The organism is Nitrosomonas sp. sh817, assembly GCF_030908545.1.
Classification (GTDB): Bacteria; Pseudomonadota; Gammaproteobacteria; order Burkholderiales; family Nitrosomonadaceae; genus Nitrosomonas.
This window is the reverse complement of the sequence record NZ_CP133083.1, coordinates 1,865,185-1,880,781: the sequence shown is the minus strand read 5'-3', so window position 1 is coordinate 1,880,781 and position 15,597 is coordinate 1,865,185. Positions and strand designations below refer to the sequence as shown.

The 15,597-nt window shown below is 51.0% G+C and carries 16 protein-coding genes; 7 read left to right on the top strand and 9 right to left on the bottom strand.

Annotation, left to right across the window (positions count from 1 at the left end):
• Positions 1-122: 122 nt before the first annotated feature.
• Both RBH92_RS08790 and ampD read right to left on the bottom strand, forming a co-directional pair.
• A complete protein-coding gene (locus tag RBH92_RS08790) occupies positions 123-1,172 on the bottom strand; it encodes a class I fructose-bisphosphate aldolase (RefSeq protein ID WP_307931720.1) in 1,050 nt (349 codons plus the stop codon).
• An 88-nt stretch (positions 1,173-1,260) separates the two neighbouring features.
• Positions 1,261-1,818: a 1,6-anhydro-N-acetylmuramyl-L-alanine amidase AmpD gene (gene ampD, locus RBH92_RS08785; RefSeq protein ID WP_307931719.1), complete on the bottom strand. Its 558-nt coding sequence runs from the start codon at positions 1,816-1,818 to the stop codon at positions 1,261-1,263.
• Positions 1,819-1,887: 69 nt separating this feature from the next.
• Here ampD and tmk point away from each other — a divergent pair, with 69 nt between their 5' ends.
• Positions 1,888-2,514: a dTMP kinase gene (tmk, locus tag RBH92_RS08780; protein WP_307931718.1), complete on the top strand. Its 627-nt coding sequence runs from the start codon at positions 1,888-1,890 to the stop codon at positions 2,512-2,514.
• The gene (holB, locus tag RBH92_RS08775; protein WP_307931717.1) at positions 2,507-3,541 is read left to right on the top strand and encodes a DNA polymerase III subunit delta'; all 1,035 of its coding nucleotides are present in this window, start codon (positions 2,507-2,509) and stop codon (positions 3,539-3,541) included. The genes tmk and holB overlap by 8 nt, the downstream gene beginning before the upstream one ends.
• Here holB and RBH92_RS08770 read toward each other — a convergent pair whose 3' ends face one another.
• Entirely contained in the window at positions 3,542-4,063 is a 522-nt protein-coding gene (locus RBH92_RS08770) for a GlcG/HbpS family heme-binding protein (RefSeq protein WP_307931716.1), read from the bottom strand. It lies immediately after the preceding gene.
• Positions 4,064-4,145: 82 nt separating this feature from the next.
• On the opposite strand from RBH92_RS08770, the gene RBH92_RS08765 reads away from it, so the two are divergent.
• Entirely contained in the window at positions 4,146-4,859 is a 714-nt protein-coding gene (locus RBH92_RS08765; protein ID WP_307931715.1) for a dienelactone hydrolase family protein, read from the top strand.
• 447 nt (positions 4,860-5,306) lie between these two features.
• Complete coding sequence (locus RBH92_RS08760) at positions 5,307-6,161, top strand: PA4780 family RIO1-like protein kinase (RefSeq protein ID WP_307931714.1); 855 nt, start codon at positions 5,307-5,309, stop codon at positions 6,159-6,161.
• 76 nt (positions 6,162-6,237) lie between these two features.
• On the opposite strand, the gene RBH92_RS08755 is transcribed toward RBH92_RS08760, so the two are convergent.
• Entirely contained in the window at positions 6,238-6,912 is a 675-nt protein-coding gene (locus tag RBH92_RS08755) for a glutathione S-transferase family protein (RefSeq protein ID WP_307931713.1), read from the bottom strand.
• A 310-nt stretch (positions 6,913-7,222) separates the two neighbouring features.
• On the opposite strand from RBH92_RS08755, the gene RBH92_RS08750 reads away from it, so the two are divergent.
• Positions 7,223-8,185 (top strand): hypothetical protein, encoded by a 963-nt coding sequence (locus RBH92_RS08750; RefSeq protein ID WP_307931712.1) that lies wholly within the window; start codon positions 7,223-7,225, stop codon positions 8,183-8,185.
• 381 nt (positions 8,186-8,566) lie between these two features.
• Here the strand turns inward: RBH92_RS08750 and RBH92_RS08745 are convergent, their stop codons facing one another.
• The 5 genes from RBH92_RS08745 to RBH92_RS08725 form a co-directional block, all read right to left on the bottom strand.
• A complete protein-coding gene (locus tag RBH92_RS08745; protein ID WP_307931711.1) occupies positions 8,567-10,777 on the bottom strand; it encodes an endonuclease/exonuclease/phosphatase family protein in 2,211 nt (736 codons plus the stop codon).
• 61 nt (positions 10,778-10,838) lie between these two features.
• Entirely contained in the window at positions 10,839-11,789 is a 951-nt protein-coding gene (locus RBH92_RS08740; protein WP_307931710.1) for an alpha/beta fold hydrolase, read from the bottom strand.
• Positions 11,786-12,178, bottom strand: a complete 393-nt coding sequence (locus tag RBH92_RS08735) for a hypothetical protein (RefSeq protein WP_307931709.1) — start codon at positions 12,176-12,178, stop codon at positions 11,786-11,788. Before RBH92_RS08735 ends, RBH92_RS08740 begins: the two co-directional genes overlap by 4 nt.
• Before the next feature lie 262 nt (positions 12,179-12,440).
• The gene (locus tag RBH92_RS08730) at positions 12,441-12,695 is read right to left on the bottom strand and encodes a hypothetical protein (protein WP_307931708.1); all 255 of its coding nucleotides are present in this window, start codon (positions 12,693-12,695) and stop codon (positions 12,441-12,443) included.
• An 822-nt stretch (positions 12,696-13,517) separates the two neighbouring features.
• The gene (locus tag RBH92_RS08725) at positions 13,518-14,810 is read right to left on the bottom strand and encodes an L-lactate MFS transporter (RefSeq protein WP_307931707.1); all 1,293 of its coding nucleotides are present in this window, start codon (positions 14,808-14,810) and stop codon (positions 13,518-13,520) included.
• Positions 14,811-15,066: 256 nt separating this feature from the next.
• Between RBH92_RS08725 and RBH92_RS08720 the strand changes: the two genes are divergently transcribed.
• Together RBH92_RS08720 and RBH92_RS14980 are read left to right on the top strand one after the other, a co-directional pair.
• Positions 15,067-15,291 (top strand): addiction module protein, encoded by a 225-nt coding sequence (locus tag RBH92_RS08720; protein WP_307931706.1) that lies wholly within the window; start codon positions 15,067-15,069, stop codon positions 15,289-15,291.
• A complete protein-coding gene (locus RBH92_RS14980) occupies positions 15,288-15,581 on the top strand; it encodes a type II toxin-antitoxin system RelE/ParE family toxin (protein WP_374049929.1) in 294 nt (97 codons plus the stop codon). The genes RBH92_RS08720 and RBH92_RS14980 overlap by 4 nt, the downstream gene beginning before the upstream one ends.
• Positions 15,582-15,597: the final 16 nt, after the last annotated feature.

The window sequence follows — 15,597 nt, the reverse complement described above, 5'->3', positions numbered from 1 at the left end:
GCGGTACTCGCATTCTCGCCTATCGTGTTGATATGTCTCGATTGCTGCGTCTCGTGCTTCATCCCGTTCGCTGAATTAATCAGCGCTTCCCCAGAACCGCCTCGGTTGCCGGTGCAGCAACTTCAGGCGATTGTTACTTCATCGGATAAGTATACATCCTGAATGGCATGGAGCAGTTTGACACCCTCCGCAAATGGTTTCTGAAAGGCTTTCCGCCCGGAAATTAACCCCATGCCGCCAGCGCGTTTGTTAATCACCGCGGTTCTGATTGCCTGATGTAAGTCATCGCTGCCTGACTCGCCGCCGGAATTGATCATGCCGATTCGCCCCATGAAGCAATTAGCAACTTGGTAACGGACTAAATCAATGGGGTGTTCCGTTGTAAGCTCGCTATAGACTTTAGGGCTGGTTTTCCCGAATTTAAGTGCAGTATAGCCGCCGTTGTTCGTTGCCATTTTTTGTTTCACGATATCGGCGCCGATAGTGACCGCCAGATGATTCGCTTGCCCCGTCAGGTCGGCGCTGACATGAAAATCTTTTTCAGCGGTTTTAAATGCCGGGTTACGAGTATAAGCCCATAAAATGGTGACCATTCCTAAGTTGTGCGCGTGCTCGAAAGCTTCCGAGACTTCCAGAATTTGGCGGCGGGATTCATCAGATCCGAAAAAGACCGTAGCACCTACGGCGCAAGCACCCATATCAAAAGCTTGGTCGATACTGGCAAAGAGCGTTTGGTCGAATTTATTCGGGTAAGTGAGCAGCTCGTTATGGTTGATTTTCAAGATCATCGGAATTTTATGGGCGTATTGGCGCGATATGATCCCCAATACACCTAATGTCGATGCAACGCCATTGCAGCCGCCTTCGATCGCGAGTTCCACAATATTTTTGGGATCAAAAAACATGGGGTTTGGCGCAAAGGAGGCGCCCGCCGAATGTTCAACACCTTGATCGACCGGAAGCAAGGATAAGTACCCGGTGCCGGTCAGCCGGCCATGATCATAGAGCGCCTGAAGATTACGCAATACCCCGGATTTCCGGTTGCTGAGACTCATTACCCGGTCAATGAAATCGGCACCGGGCAGTTCCAGATTATTCTTGGGAATGGTGTGGCAAATATGATTCAGCAGTAAGTCGCTTTCTTTGCCAAGGGCATCTGCAATGTTTGTCATTTCTGCTCCTTCGTTGCGATAAAGGCTTAATAACCTGAAGTGAGATGATATTACGCTAAGTTGTGCCGTAAGAAAATAAAATCTACTCTCACTCAGTAGAATCCAGATATTTACTCACACAAAGGTTTAACCTCCCCCAATCAAACCAAGGCCCCGGGTCGGTTTTGCGTCCGGGGGCGATATCCGAGTGTCCGGCGATACTCTGAATCGGATACTGCTCGCACAAACACTGAGTCAAAGCGGTCAAGACTTCATATTGCGCATCGGTAAACGGCGTGGTGTCGCTGCCTTCGAGTTCGATGCCGATCGAGAAATCGTTGCAGCGTTCGCGGCCTTGCCAGCTCGAAACACCAGCGTGCCAGGCGCGTTGGCTGCACGGTACGAATTGAATCAGGGTGCCGTCGCGGCGGATGAAAAAATGCGCGGATACTTTCAAACCCTGTAGCGATTGATAATAAGGATGCGCGGCCGGGTCGATACGGTTGGTGAACAGTTCGATTACACCGTCGCCGCCGAATTCATCCGGCGGCAGGCTGATGTTGTGGATTACCAATAAGTTGATGTCCACGCCCGGCGGACGTTCGTCGCAGTTGGGCGAAGCGATAAATTCGGCAGCATCGAGCAAACCGGTGACGTCCAGGCGCATGTTAAAATCAGTAAAATAAACGGTCGCACATGGTAACTGACTGCAACTGCACTTGAAAACCGGAAAAACATGAAATCAGGCAAATTCATCACGCTCGAAGGTATCGACGGCGCGGGCAAATCGACGCAACTGGCGTGGATCGTCGAACTGTTGCAGCAAGCCGGATTGCAGCCGGTGGTGACACGCGAACCGGGCGGCACGACGCTGGGCGAGCGGGTTCGCGCATTGCTGCTGGATAAATCGATGACTATGCACGCCGAGACCGAAGCATTGCTGATGTTCGCCGCGCGGCGCGAGCATTTGGATAAAGTGATTCTGCCCGCGCTGCAACAAGGCCAATGGGTGATTTCCGACCGTTTCACCGATGCCAGTTTTGCGTATCAAGGCGGCGGGCGGGGATTGGATCAAGCCAAGCTCGGCATTCTGGAACATTGGGTGCAGGGCGGATTGCAGCCCGATTTGACGCTGTATTTCGATGTGCCGGTGGAAATCGGGCAGCAGCGAGTCCGTCAAGTCAAGGATGCCGACCGTTTCGAGCAGGAACAAGCCGGTTTCTTTCAACGCGTGCGAAACGCTTACCTCGACCGGGTGCGGCAATTTCCCAATCGCATTCAAATCATCGACAGCAGTCAGCCGCTGACGGAAGTCAAAGCGGCGGTCGAGCAAACTGTTCAGCGGTTGTTGCACGATGCGTGAACTTTATCCCTGGCAGCAGGTATTTTGGCGGCAACTGCTGCACAGCCGCCGGTTCTGGGGGCATGCGCTGCTATTTAAGGGCAAAAAAGGCACCGGCAAGTACGATTTTGCCCGTCAACTGGCCAAATCGTTATTGTGCAGCGCACCGGCAGCCGGTCAGCAAGCGTGCGGCCAGTGCGCGAGTTGCGGCTGGTTCGAACAGGAAGGTCATCCGAATTTTTATCAAGTGGTGCCGGAAGCATTCGCCGCCGCGAATGAGTCTGCGGAGAAAGAAGAAAGCGACGAAAAGTCCGGAGCAACCGCTAAGAAAAGCGCCAGTCAGCAAATTGGTGTCGAACAAATCCGTAAACTCAACGATTTCGTCTATCTGACCGGCCATCAAAGCGGTTTCAAGATCGTCCTGATTTATCCGGCGGAAGCGATGAATACCGCTGCTGCCAATGCATTGCTGAAAAAACTCGAGGAACCGCCGCCGGGGCTGTTGTTCATTTTGGTGACGCACCAGCCGCAGCATTTGCTGCCGACTATCCGCAGCCGCTGCCAGCAGTTGGCAATGCCGCAGCCGGATGTGGCGGCATCGGTCGCCTGGCTGCGGCAGCAGGGTATTAACGATCCCGAGGAGTGCCTCGCTGCCGCCGGTTACGCGCCGTTATCCGCGCTGCAGCTTGCGAAAGGCGGCGACGCGCAATCGCTCGAGCAGTTCATCCGCCAGGTTGCCGATCCCAAGCGGCTCGATCCGTTGCAATTGGCGGAAGCGTTACAGCAAAGCAGCTTGCCGGTGGTCGTCAATTGGTTGCAAAAATGGTGTTATGACTTGATCAGTTATCGCACCACCGGGCAAGTGCGCTATTTTTTGAAACAACTGCCGGTGATTCAAGCGCTCAGCAATCAACTGGACCCGCTCGTGTGCGGGGCTTTTGCCCGGGAATTGAACAATAAGCAGAAATTGGCGCATCATCCGTTGAATCCGCGCCTGTTTCTGGAAGATTTGTTTATCGCCTACGCTGCGATGATGCAGCAGTCTTAATCACTTGCGCTCGAAGGTATCGTCGGCTTTCAGAACCTTCAACGCCGCGCTGGCGCAGACTTCGTCAAACTCGATGCCGGGCGCGCCGCCGACGCCGATACCACCGACCACTTCACCGCCGATCTTGACCGGAAAACCGCCGCCCAGCAGCAAAATGTTTTCATTCAAGCGCGTCAGGCTTTGCAATTCCGGCTTTTGCGCGACCAATACCGCGTATTTATGCGTCGAATCGCGCAAGCTGTTGGCGGTGTAGGCTTTACGGCGGCTGCTATCGAGCGTGTGCGGACCGGCGCCGTCGGCTTTCAATTGCACCTTGAGTAAACCGGATTGGTCGACAATCGCCACGCTGACTTTGAAACCGTCGTCGTGGCATTTTTTGATTGCCGCCATCGCCGCCTGGGTTGATAATTCCAGCGGCAGCACTTTTTGCGTGGGGAAATCCTGCGCGGAAACGTGACCGGACAATGCCCATAGCGATAGCGCCGCAACTGCGCTAGTAACTGATTTGCGTGAATAGTTCATGGGTATGACTCCTTTGGTTTCATGAAATCAAAATAATAGCTACACGGTGAGATTATCACGGCTAACAACAAAAGGTGACAACATGATTACTCAAACAATCGATTATCACGACGGCAGCACGATTCTGGAAGGTTATCTGGCGTATCACGACACCGGCACACCGAAGCCTGCGGTGCTGGTGTCGCACGACTGGAGCGGGCGGCGCGAGTTTGCGTGCAAAGGCGCGGAACGCGTCGCGGACATGGGGTATGTGGGGTTTGCTTTGGATATGTACGGCAAAGGCATATTCGGCGCCGATGGCGATGCGGATAGAAATGGCGCATTGATGGCGCCGTTCGCGCAAGACCGCGCGCTGCTGCGCCGCCGCATCAACGCTGCCGTGCAAGCCGTGCGGCAATTGCCTCAAGTCGACGCGACCAAAGTCGCGGCGATGGGTTATTGCTTCGGCGGCCTATGCGTGCTGGAACTGGCGCGCTCCGGAGCGGACGTCAAAGGCGTGGTCAGCATCCACGGCATTTTCGCGCCGGGCGATGTGCCCAACGAAATCATCACCGCCAAAGTATTATGCCTTCACGGCCACGACGACCCCATGGTGCCGCCGGAGCAAGTACTCGCATTCGAAACCGAAATGACCCGGGGCAACGTTGATTGGCAGGTGCATGTCTACGGCGGCACCATGCATGCTTTTACCAATCCGAAAGCCAACAATCCGGGTTTCGGCACGGTTTATAATGAAATCGCGGCGAACCGCGCGTACCGGTCGGTTGAGAATTTTTGGGGTGAGGTGTTCGCTTAAGCCTGGGTGAACAAGTTATGGCTGAACCGGTTCGAAGCGCTGAATCCGGTTCAGCGCGTCGCGTAAATTTTCCCGCGCAATCGCCATATCGTCATCGGTTTGCAGCCCCAAATTGGCATGACGGAAAGTATCCGGCAGTTATTTCGCAAGGGTTCGATGAAGAATATCAAAAACTGCATTGTCGCCGATTATTTGAGCTTGGCCGGGTTGAGCCATCATGACGATTCATAACCCGAGGAGCGCCAGCCATCCATGAGATAAATGCATCGAGAATTCCAGGCTCAGGCCGCGAATAAAGAATTTTACCGCTATTGAAAGACCGGCGAACCGGTACAATGTACAATCAAGTATTCCGGGCAGCGTCTTCAAATCCGGTTTTAACACAGCGGATAGTTCTTCAGCGATTCCCTAAAATGACCATCAAAATATACGCATCGTATTTACATCATGAAAACCCCGAAACGAATTGAACCCCTGATCCAGGATGGCTTTGTCGATGAAGTGATCCGGCAATTAATGAGCGGTAAGGAAGCTTCGGTTTTTGTGGTTCGCTGTGGAGAAGAGATACGTTGCGCGAAAGTTTACAAAGAGGCCAACAAGCGCAGTTTTCGCCAGAGCACGGATTACACCGAAGGCCGCAAGGTAAAAAACAGCCGTCGCGCACGCGCTATGGAGAAAGGCACCCGCTACGGACGCAAAGCCCAGGAAGAATCCTGGCAGAGTGCCGAGGTGGATGCGCTGTACCGGCTCGCTGCCGCGGGGGTGCGTGTGCCCAAACCGCATCATTTTCATGAAGGTGTATTGTTGATGGATCTGGTCACTGACAGCAATGGCCACGCAGCCCCGCGGCTCAACGAACTGGTGCTGACTGCCGAGTTAGCGCGTGAATATCACCGCGCACTAATAACGCAGGTGGTTCGCATGCTTTGCGCGGGGATTATTCACGGCGATCTGTCCGAATATAACGTGCTGGTCGACAGCAGCGGGCCTGTGATCATCGATTTGCCGCAAGCGATCGACGCATCTGCCAATAACCAAGCGTGCAAAATGCTGCTACGCGATGTCGAGAACTTGGCGGTTTATTTCGGCCAATTTGCGCCTGAATTGCTCACGACGAGTTACGGCATGGAGATATGGTCACTCTACCAAAGCGGGCAACTCCATCCGGACAGTGTTTTGACTGGGCACTTCGAGCGTATTGAAAAACCAGTCGACCTGCAAAGCGTTCTGCGTGAAATTGATGACACGCTGAAGGAAGAAGAAGCAAGGAAGCTGTACCGGGTATTGCATGCCCATCAATGATGCGCGGATTTAGGGAAACGCTGATTAATTGACTGCACGAGCGAATCACTTCGTTGCGCGGTACTCGCGCCTTCGCCTATCTTATGGATTTGGATTTGCCGGAAGGAGCAATTCGCGCTTTCCTGCATGCCGGTCTCGATAAAATCGCATCCAAATACCGCGCCACATGGTGATAGGGCGAAAAATCCAATTCGCCGCCCAGCGCATAGGACAAAACACCCGCCATATTGATATCCGCGACGGTAAATTTTCCAGCCACCAGAAAATCTTTACCGGCGAGATGGTTGTTCAAGACTTCAAGCGGTTTTTTCAGTTTCTTCTCAGCCGCCTGGACGATATCCGGATTTCTAACTTTCGCATCCAAAACCTTGCGGTGTAGAATCAGATCCACGCAGGCGGTTTCCATTTGAGTGACGGCGAAAAGACTCCATTTGTAGATCTGCGCTTCATCCTCCAGCCGATCTGCCCACAGCTTCCCGGCACCGTATTTTCTCGCCAGATAAAAATTAATCGCCATCGCTTCGGTCAGCACCAGATCGCCATCGATCAGCGTGGGTACCTGCGCCAGCGGGTTCAGCTTTAAATACTCAGGCGCGTACTTTTCTTTCTCGAATGGGTTGATCCGGACATGCTGGAAATCCAGGCCAAGCTCCGCCAGCGTGAACAAACCATATTTCGCCCGTGACCATTCAATGCCATATAAAGTAATCATGTTTTCACTTTTGAGCCTTCCTAATGCTTGTAATTGCATCGTGGATTCATTATTGCATTTTAGCGGGGTTGTTATGGTGAGCGTTAATCCACGATTTTGTGATTAATTGCACGAAACAGTAGTTGGCGGGTATGCTTCGCTGGTATGGAATTTTGGGGGAGGGATTTAATACCTTCAAACAATGAAAATTAAATCAGCGGCAACTCTATAAAAATAATGAGATGGAAATCCTGCTACAGGATTAGCTATTACGCTTGATGTAAAATATCAATTCATTTAGGGCGTCTAATTGTTGTTATATTTATGAGGGTTGGCTTTTTGAGGTGAATGGGTATCGAGGATTCGAGTTATGAACAAAGGAATAATTCCAATCAGTTTTTCGCAAATGGTCAGTCTCACAGATGGCGAGAAGAAAGAGCTTTCTAATAAAAGGAGTGCGTTAATATCGGAGCTTCGCTGCATAACAGGTTTTCCCGAGGTCGTTTCCAATCTTAATCAAGATACGGTTTACGATCTCGTATTGAAACCGGAAGGAGCGAAACTATACAAGGATGCCAAGGGAAACTTGGGCGGCGTTTTCTATAAGGATGGAAAGATTGTTGAGCATGCTAAGTTTCAAGAGATTGGGCCTTCCATGCTAAAAGCAGTAAAGGCTGCGGGGACTCAGGTTCTTATGGTCAGCATAGCTATGCAGTTAAATCGAATTGAGGAGCAAGTATCTAAAATTTTCAGAGAACTCCATGGGGACCGCCTTGCTGAAATTGAAGCTGGGAGATCTCTATTCTGGCAAGCATGTGGCATGCAAAATTCAGAGAATAGAGAGCAATTAGCTTTGAATGCCATAACAGTATTGACGTGTGGTTTTGAGAAAACAGTAAGTGCACTGGCAAGGCAGATCGCCGATCTTCCAGAAGAAAATCTATCGTTTTTTGATAATTGGATTGGCGATAAATCTAAAGAGGCCCAGGAGAAACATCGAACTGCAGCGGAATCTTTTTCAGCCTGCCTAAATGCTCTGCAAATTATGGCTCGATGCCATTTGTTCCTAGAAGAGCGGAATGTTGCTTTAAAGTTGGTCGATGAAGGTTTTTCTAAAATAGAAAAGGCTGGTGTAGAAGTGGCCTATATGCGGTCTAGGTTGGCACCCAAGGTTAATGGCTCATTCCCCGAAAAAAGCTGGAAACAGTTCATTGAATATCGAAAATCCTTTGATTCCAATCAAATCGCTAACTTGATTCATCCTAAAGAAGATATTGTTGCAATTGAAATTAAGCCATCAGAAATTATGGGGGAAGGCTATGCAAAAGTGTAAGAGCTGCGAAAGAGAGCTTCAAGCAGGAGAGGTCGAGTATTGCCCTGCTTGCGCCTCCAGTAAATCTCATGAGATTAAGAAGATTATTGAAGTTGCGGCTCCAATTGTGATCGGAGTGGCTGTGTTTGTTTTTAAACTCCTTCGCAAGAAATAAGTTGCAATCTATATGGGTCAGTAAAACATAGCCTACGTAATCCGCGTAAGGCGGAAGCTGAAAGCGTTCCGTCAAATAAAAATGTTCTCTCGTATGATCCCGCCGAATGAGCGTGATGATGGCATTGCATAATCGGTTACCGCTGGTTCCGATTTGACGGATCGCCCTTCGGTCATTCGCCCCACTAGCCGAAAACAAACTGCCAAAACGATCAATCTAGCGCAACTTCACCGGTTCGGATTCCGGCTCAGCTTGTAGCTGATCTGATACTCTGCGCCTTCCGCTTCGATGATGAGCGATGATTCCCGGCTGTTTTCACCATTCTTCAATGCGGGAATCGTGGCGGTGAACGGGCCGTCGTCGTCATCGCCGCCGTCGAGTTCGAACACGGTGATGTTGAGCCGGTCGCTAAATGCAGTATTTTTAGGGTAATAAGAATTGAGCATGCGCCGTTCGTCGTCGTCGAAGTCTTCGTCAGTGAAGTCGAGGAAGTTGGCGGCCATGTCGTCGGCGGTCATGGTGAGGTGAATTTCGTCCGCGCCGAGGCCGCTTTGGTCTTCGATGCTGTAGATTTCCAGGTGATTCAGGTAGGAAATACTGTAGCGATAGCCCGCCAGGAATTCATAGTCCGTTATCTGGCTGCGTTCCAGCAGCATGTAAATATCCTTGATGTCGGCGGCGCGGTCATAGCCGATCAGCGTGAGCGCGTCTTCGTTCGATACTCGCTCAAAAGGCGCGGGTGCGGCGATGCCTTCGAACAAACTGAGCTGGATTTTCCGGCTGAAATCGTTTTGGATGTAAAACTCCACCCGGTAAGGATTGCCGCTCAACAATTGCTCGGCCAGCGGCGCGCGGAACCAGCATTCGTCGTTTTTGCCGTTTTTCTGACCCACCGGCAGGCGCGGATCTTTGGGATCGTCGTTCGGTAATAAGCCAATGGCGAGGAAACGGTTCTCGCCAGTGTGCTTGATAAAGGAAAAAGCGATATTGCCAGTGAATTGATCGTCTCTTTCAGTGGCTTTCAGGCGGATGAACATCGGTTTATGCACATCGACCTGATCGCCCGTTTCGGAAAGCTGGAATTCGTGTTGCAGACCGTTTAACCAATCGAGGTCGAGTCCTAATTCCGCCCATTTGACTTGATTGAACGGGTCCACTTTTGTGGACATAGCGTTTTCATAATAAAACGCGGCTTCCAGATTGGGCGAGTAAGTGAAGGTGTAGGTACCCGGTTCGCGGATATAAATCCACTGGAACACGCCGGGAGAAGGGATCTTCAGGTCATTGGCGATGTTGACTTTGACCGGTGAATTCGGCGCTTGAAAATGCGCGAAGTCGCCCTGCCGTTTGGCTTGATTCGGGGTGTTGTACGGAAACTGCCAATGCACTTGCGCCAGAATACCTTTGTGGTCGCTTTGGATTCGTTCGAATGCCATATCCAGCGCGGAGAAATTCGATGGCAGAATGCGCATGTGCTGCGCGACCAGGCGGCGAGGCGTTTCGCCCACGGCATCGGTGCGTTGCTTCGGAAAGCAGATGTAATCCAGCCGCTCTTTCAATCCCGCCGGCAAATGCTCGCCTTCCTTCAGATTGGTGTTGGTCAAGCCGGGATCGGCTTCCATGAAAGCGCCCGGCGGCGTCATGAACGTGCGCCAGCCGTCGATCAGTTGCCCGGTGAAAATCAGCTGGTTTTGCCTGACGTTGATACCTTGAGAGGCATTGTTGTACGGGCCGCCGTTGTTGATAAACACGTTGGTCCATTCGCCGTATCCGTCGGTGGAATAGGGCGGTGTATCGCCGCGGATGTTCAAATCGCCCAGCACGATGACTTTATCCCAGTTGGCGTTGTCTTCGGGCGCGCCAATGAGGTCGATCAACGCGCCTTCGATGACTTTCAATTGCCGCAAGCGGATGGTGTGGTGTTCGCCGACTTCTTCGTAAAACGCCTGCAAGTGTGTCAAGGCGATGGTCACGGCTTCAAAGTGTAAGCCGGTGCTGATTTGCACGATGGCCACGCCTTTTTCCGCCAAGCCATCATCATTGGCGCTCATCGGGAAAAAAAAGCCGGGAATACCGGCGCTGTCGTAGGGATAAAACCGGCTGAGGTTACCGGAAAAGTTTTTGTCCGAAGGCGGCAACACGAAGAACTCGAATTTGCTGAATATCGCCAGCCCGCCGTCGTTCAGATCGCCGCTGCCGCCGTCGAACGACACAATGTGATGCGGATACAGATGCTTCAACCCATCCCTCAAAATCTCTTTCGCATCTTCATTGTCCGCCTCGTTGAACACCACTACATCGGGATGCTCGTCAAACGCAAAATTACCGGGATCGAGTGCTTTGACCGCCGCTTTCGCGCGCCATTCGGCGTCGCTGTGAGGGCCTGCAGGCCAAGCCTGCGCTTGGATGTTCATGGTTAAGATTCTGAAATTTCTCATGATGGAAGTTCTCCCTGCGGTGGATGTTAATGATGCTGGCCGGATGGATATCGGTATCGTATTAAGGGTTAATTGCCGTGCGATGCGATACCGTTTCCAGGAAATTATGCAAGTGCGGTAACAGCAGCGATGGCTTTTCTTCTTGCACAGCGTGACCGACGTCGCTCATGATGACGAGTTTTGAATTCGGCAGATTTTCATGTAAGCGTTTGCCAACCGCCAGAGGCACGATTTCATCTTCCCGGCTCCAGATAATCAGCGTGGGAATGGTGAGGCTGGTGTAGTTGTCCGAAAATTGCTGCAAATCGATCGGCAGCATTTGCCGCACCGATGTGAGTAGCGCGTATTTGGCATCCGGTTTGCCGAGATCGGCGGCATAGTGGTCGATGGCTTCTTGTGGAATTAAGTCATCATTAAAATACACTTTCTGCAGCAGATTTCTCACCTGAAAAGCATTGGGCAAGGCGTAAGTTAGCAACGGCCCCAATACCGGGGTGGCCAGTATTTTGACGAAACCGGGCAGTTCCTGCGGATAGGCGATGCTGTCGATGAGCACCAAGCCTTTCTGCAATCCCGGATTCGATGCCGACAGATAAATCGATGCCGCCAATGCCACGCCGCCGCCATAGGAATGGCCGATGATGTGAAGATTCTGCAAATCGTTTTCGAGAATAAAGTTCCGGATCAGTCTGGCCTGATCGTATACGGAATAGGCATCATCGCGCGGCTTGGGTGAATCGCCGAAGCCTTTCAAGTCGATGGTGATGACCCGGTTTTTTTGCGCCAGCGGTTCGACGATATGCCGCCAGCTATAACTGCTCGCGCCAAAACCATGGATCAGCAATACCGGTTCACCGGCGCCGGTGCTCCGGGATGCCAGTTCCAGTGCGTTGGTTTTGTCCAGGTTCCGGTATTGTGTCCAGCCGGGAATGTTTTTATCCATGACAGCACAGCCGCCGAAAGTTGAAACCGTCAGTAGCAGTGCGAGTGTAAGCAGGAGATTTTTCTTCATTTCAAAGCGCGAATCAGCATTACCAAATCGAATACGGCGCCCCCACAAAAAGCGAGTGCGCCAAAAATAGGCAATACCGCAATGTAATTGCAGGCTGTCTTTAGCCGCTTGGCCTCTTCATCATTTCCAATCTTCATGTGCCGTGGAATGGATAAAATGACATAACTAATCAAGTAGAGAAAAATGATGTTTCCGACCGCAAGCGGCAAGAGATTGGTCAGATAAATTTCTACCGGACCGAGCGATTGCTCAGGGCAATAACCGCACTTATCGATCAATTCAAACATCATGTCGCGTCTAGCGTTGATGAATTGAAAAAAACTCAATGTCGTATTAACAGCACCCCATAAAGCCGCCATTAAAACAATCGGAAGTCCCAATTTATCCATTTGATTGCTTTCCCTGATCATCCCTTGTTAAAGGTTATCACGGTGAGATTTAAAACGAAATGAATAGTTAGGGAAACGCGGATTAATTGACTGCGCGAGCGATTGGCTGCGTTGGGTAGTGCTCAGAAGCTCGCCTATCATTTCGATATGTCTCGCTTCCTGCGCTCCATCCGCTTTACCTGTCATCCAGCTCGGCGAATTAATCAGCGCTCCCCAGCAGCAAGCGCGAGAATGGGCAAAGTCGCAAATTGACGGGCGTATTTTAATGCGCTTGACCGGTTTTTAGTGCTGTTGCTTTTTGCGATGCCGCTCCTGGAATCAAGTATCCACCTTGTTTGCTGGTTTCTTGATTAATCCTATAGATATAGTGTTTCTTGCCTGTCGCCGGATCAATCCAATAGACATGGCTTTTACCGGCTTTAATGTAACCTTCAAGCGCTTGAGGCAGGGATGTGCAAGCCGGCAAGAAAACTGCTGCGGAAATTGCGCCCAACAGTGCATAAAGTTTTAGTTTCATTTTTTTTCTCTCCGTAAATCGTATTTAGTTAAATTTTCGTAAGTTTTTGAAAATATTGATTCATGACAAGATCTACATGAACCAATCAATTTCTTATTGTTAATTCATAATTTTTTAGCGTCGATTCGACGGGGGCTGCAATGCTATTTATTTCCATAAATTTGGTAAAAACCACCGTCTTTAGACGGTGACTTTGACTTTAAATGTGTTGATTCATGCGCGTTTAGCTTGGTGCGGGTAGACGACTTTAGTCGTCTGCACCCAAGCTGCGCTAACCCACCTACTTTCAGTGGGTGGTAGTTTAGTAACAACCCGGAAGCGAGTGCATTTCTTGAATGTGGAACTCCCCAGGGACGTTTAAGTTGATGAAGTTTGAACATATCGTTTTCCTCGCAATGAATATAAAGATAACTTGCAACATGCAAGTTATACTAAACCACAAACTTGTATAATGCAAGTCACAAATTTCATTTTATTGCTATCCGGCAAATTAACCCCATTACACAAGCGAGCCGAGCGGGCTTAAAGACCTAGCGTACGTGTCGTAAGCGTACAAACGAGAGTGATATGGGATTGCGTAATGCTGATCTTAGCCGCGATATCGATCTGACGGAGATGGGTATTGCACGGGTGAGCAAGAGGGGATTAGGCGGAGAGTGCTGAAATAATTCTTGATTCGCGGCTTGCTTCTGTTATGTGCGATGGTAAAAGGCTCTGATATTGCTCATGGCGGGAACATTTGCGTGCTGGGTGATGGATGCCGATTGCCGGTTGGCAATGGATACGCACAGTGATTGTTGATTTTATCGCTTATGCAGATAATTATTCAGCGCTTTCCGGGCGCGCTTGACCGGCTTTTACAGGGTTCAATCCGATTGCGGCGATCAACAATCCAAGCGCCGCCAGTCCGGCGACAACCGGAAATGCATGCAAGTAGCTACCGGTGATGTCCTTGATGCTGCCGGACAGTAATGTTCCGAGGATGGCACCGGCGCCGTAGGCGGTGAACATCAATCCGTAGTTTTGCGCGTAATAGCGTTTGCCGAAGAAAATGCCGGTCGCGGTGGGCGCCAGCGCCAGCCATCCGCCCAGGCACATCCACAGTACGCAGAACGCCAACAGATACAGCATGGCATTGTCTTGCCCGAAAAAGAACAGCAGCAACGATGCGCCCATGATCATCGCGAATGAAACCATCGCAGCCTGTTTCGGACCCAGCCGGTCGGTTAAAGCGCCGAACAGCGGCCGTCCCAGCCCGTTGAATACCGCAAACAACGATACCGCAAGCGCTGCGGTGGGCGCGTCCAGTTGCGCCACTTCGGTGCCAACCGGTGATGCGATACCAATCGCCATTAATCCGGCCAGGCAGCCGATGGTGTATGTTGCCCAGAGCGCATAGAAGAGGGTAGTTTTTAACATGGCTTGCCGGTCAAGATTGATGGCGGACGGTGCGGCGGCTTCAGCAGCAGGGGTATTGGGTGCGGCGAGTAGCCACCCGGCAGGCGGAAAACGCAATAGCTGCGCCAGCAATGCCGTGACAATCGTAAATGCGATTCCCAAGTACAGAAAGGTATGCAGGATGCCAATATCCGGTTGCAGAATCATCGCTTTCATCAATGGCGCGACGGCCAATGCCGACACACCGAAACCCATGACGGTCAATCCGATCGCCAGCCCGCTGTGGCGTGGAAACCATTTTGCCACCACCGCAATCGGGCAACCGTACACAATGCCGACCCCAGCGCCGCCGATAACGCCGTACAACAGCGTCAAGGTGGTGATATCTCCGGAAAAACTCGCCGCGATCCATCCGCTTCCCGCCAGTAAGCCGCCCAGTGTGGCTGTCATTCGCGGCCCCCAGCGCTCGATCAAATTACCCGCCAGCGGCATCGTAACCGCAAATACCGCCAGAAACACCATGAACGGATATCCGCTCTGGCTCGACGAAATCCCCCACAAAGCTTCCAACGGCTTGCGGAAAACGCTGAAGGCATAAATCGATCCCAGGCACACATTGATCAATAATCCGATCGCCACAAACACCCAGCGGCCTTTTGCCGCTTCCATGCCGAATAATTTCAAATCGTGTTGGATCATTTCAGTTTCTTTATTCATTTGTTGTTTTTCAATGGATGGTTTTTGCTGATGCTAAACCGGTTTTGATGATCTTAACGGTTATTGGGCTTTGCAGGGAGTTAATCCGGGCGATAGCTGCGATCGCTGTTACGGGTAATTGCAATGTTTTCCGGTAAGATGGTTGATTGGATCGCGTGAAACATTGTTGTTGATGATCGAATCTGCTCGCCGTGCTGGATCAAATAGAATTTGCTATGATGAACCTCAAATTAATAGTTTAGCAGGAGTACTTTGCATGAAATTGGCACAAATTGAAGCTGAAGCACTTAGTCTGCCTGAGACAGAGAGAGCGAAATTGGCTCAGAAGTTGTTGCTCAGCTTGGACAACTCATCCGAAAGTGAAATAGCCGAAAGTTGGTTGGATACAGTGCAAGGCCGGGCTAGAGAGTTGGATGAAGGTATCGTCGAACCCATATCAGCAGACGAGGTAAGGCGCAAAGCCCAGGCTCTCTTGCGGTGAGCTATATATTCCATCCAGTCGCAGAAGCTGAACATCTTGAGTCGGTTGGTTACTTTGAATCTAAACGGCCCGGACTTGGCGCTTTGTATCTGGTTGAATTTGAGAAAGCTCTGATTTTAGTGTGTCAATCACCGCGTCGGTATCCGATTGAAAGGGAACCTGATATACGGCGAGCTCGGATGAATCGGTTTCCCTATATGGTGCTTTATCGTGAAGTTTCCGGCACCGTTCAAATATTGGCTATTGCTCATCATCGCAGACGTCCTCAGTATTGGCTGGGAAGGCTCTAACATTCAAATAGTGTAC

Coding starts and splice junctions, on each gene's coding strand:
- RBH92_RS08760 (WP_307931714.1), top strand. CDS start 5,307: ATGAAAACCCCGAAACGAATTGAACCCCTGATCCAGGATGGCTTTGTC.
- tmk (WP_307931718.1), top strand. CDS start 1,888: ATGAAATCAGGCAAATTCATCACGCTCGAAGGTATCGACGGCGCGGGC.
- RBH92_RS08735 (WP_307931709.1), bottom strand. CDS start 12,178: ATGGATAAATTGGGACTTCCGATTGTTTTAATGGCGGCTTTATGGGGT.
- RBH92_RS08725 (WP_307931707.1), bottom strand. CDS start 14,810: ATGAATAAAGAAACTGAAATGATCCAACACGATTTGAAATTATTCGGC.
- RBH92_RS08745 (WP_307931711.1), bottom strand. CDS start 10,777: ATGAGAAATTTCAGAATCTTAACCATGAACATCCAAGCGCAGGCTTGG.
- RBH92_RS08720 (WP_307931706.1), top strand. CDS start 15,067: ATGAAATTGGCACAAATTGAAGCTGAAGCACTTAGTCTGCCTGAGACA.
- ampD (WP_307931719.1), bottom strand. CDS start 1,818: ATGCGCCTGGACGTCACCGGTTTGCTCGATGCTGCCGAATTTATCGCT.
- RBH92_RS08750 (WP_307931712.1), top strand. CDS start 7,223: ATGAACAAAGGAATAATTCCAATCAGTTTTTCGCAAATGGTCAGTCTC.
- RBH92_RS08790 (WP_307931720.1), bottom strand. CDS start 1,172: ATGACAAACATTGCAGATGCCCTTGGCAAAGAAAGCGACTTACTGCTG.
- holB (WP_307931717.1), top strand. CDS start 2,507: ATGCGTGAACTTTATCCCTGGCAGCAGGTATTTTGGCGGCAACTGCTG.
- RBH92_RS08755 (WP_307931713.1), bottom strand. CDS start 6,912: ATGCAATTACAAGCATTAGGAAGGCTCAAAAGTGAAAACATGATTACT.
- RBH92_RS08730 (WP_307931708.1), bottom strand. CDS start 12,695: ATGAAACTAAAACTTTATGCACTGTTGGGCGCAATTTCCGCAGCAGTT.
- RBH92_RS08770 (WP_307931716.1), bottom strand. CDS start 4,063: ATGAACTATTCACGCAAATCAGTTACTAGCGCAGTTGCGGCGCTATCG.
- RBH92_RS08740 (WP_307931710.1), bottom strand. CDS start 11,789: ATGAAGAAAAATCTCCTGCTTACACTCGCACTGCTACTGACGGTTTCA.
- RBH92_RS08765 (WP_307931715.1), top strand. CDS start 4,146: ATGATTACTCAAACAATCGATTATCACGACGGCAGCACGATTCTGGAA.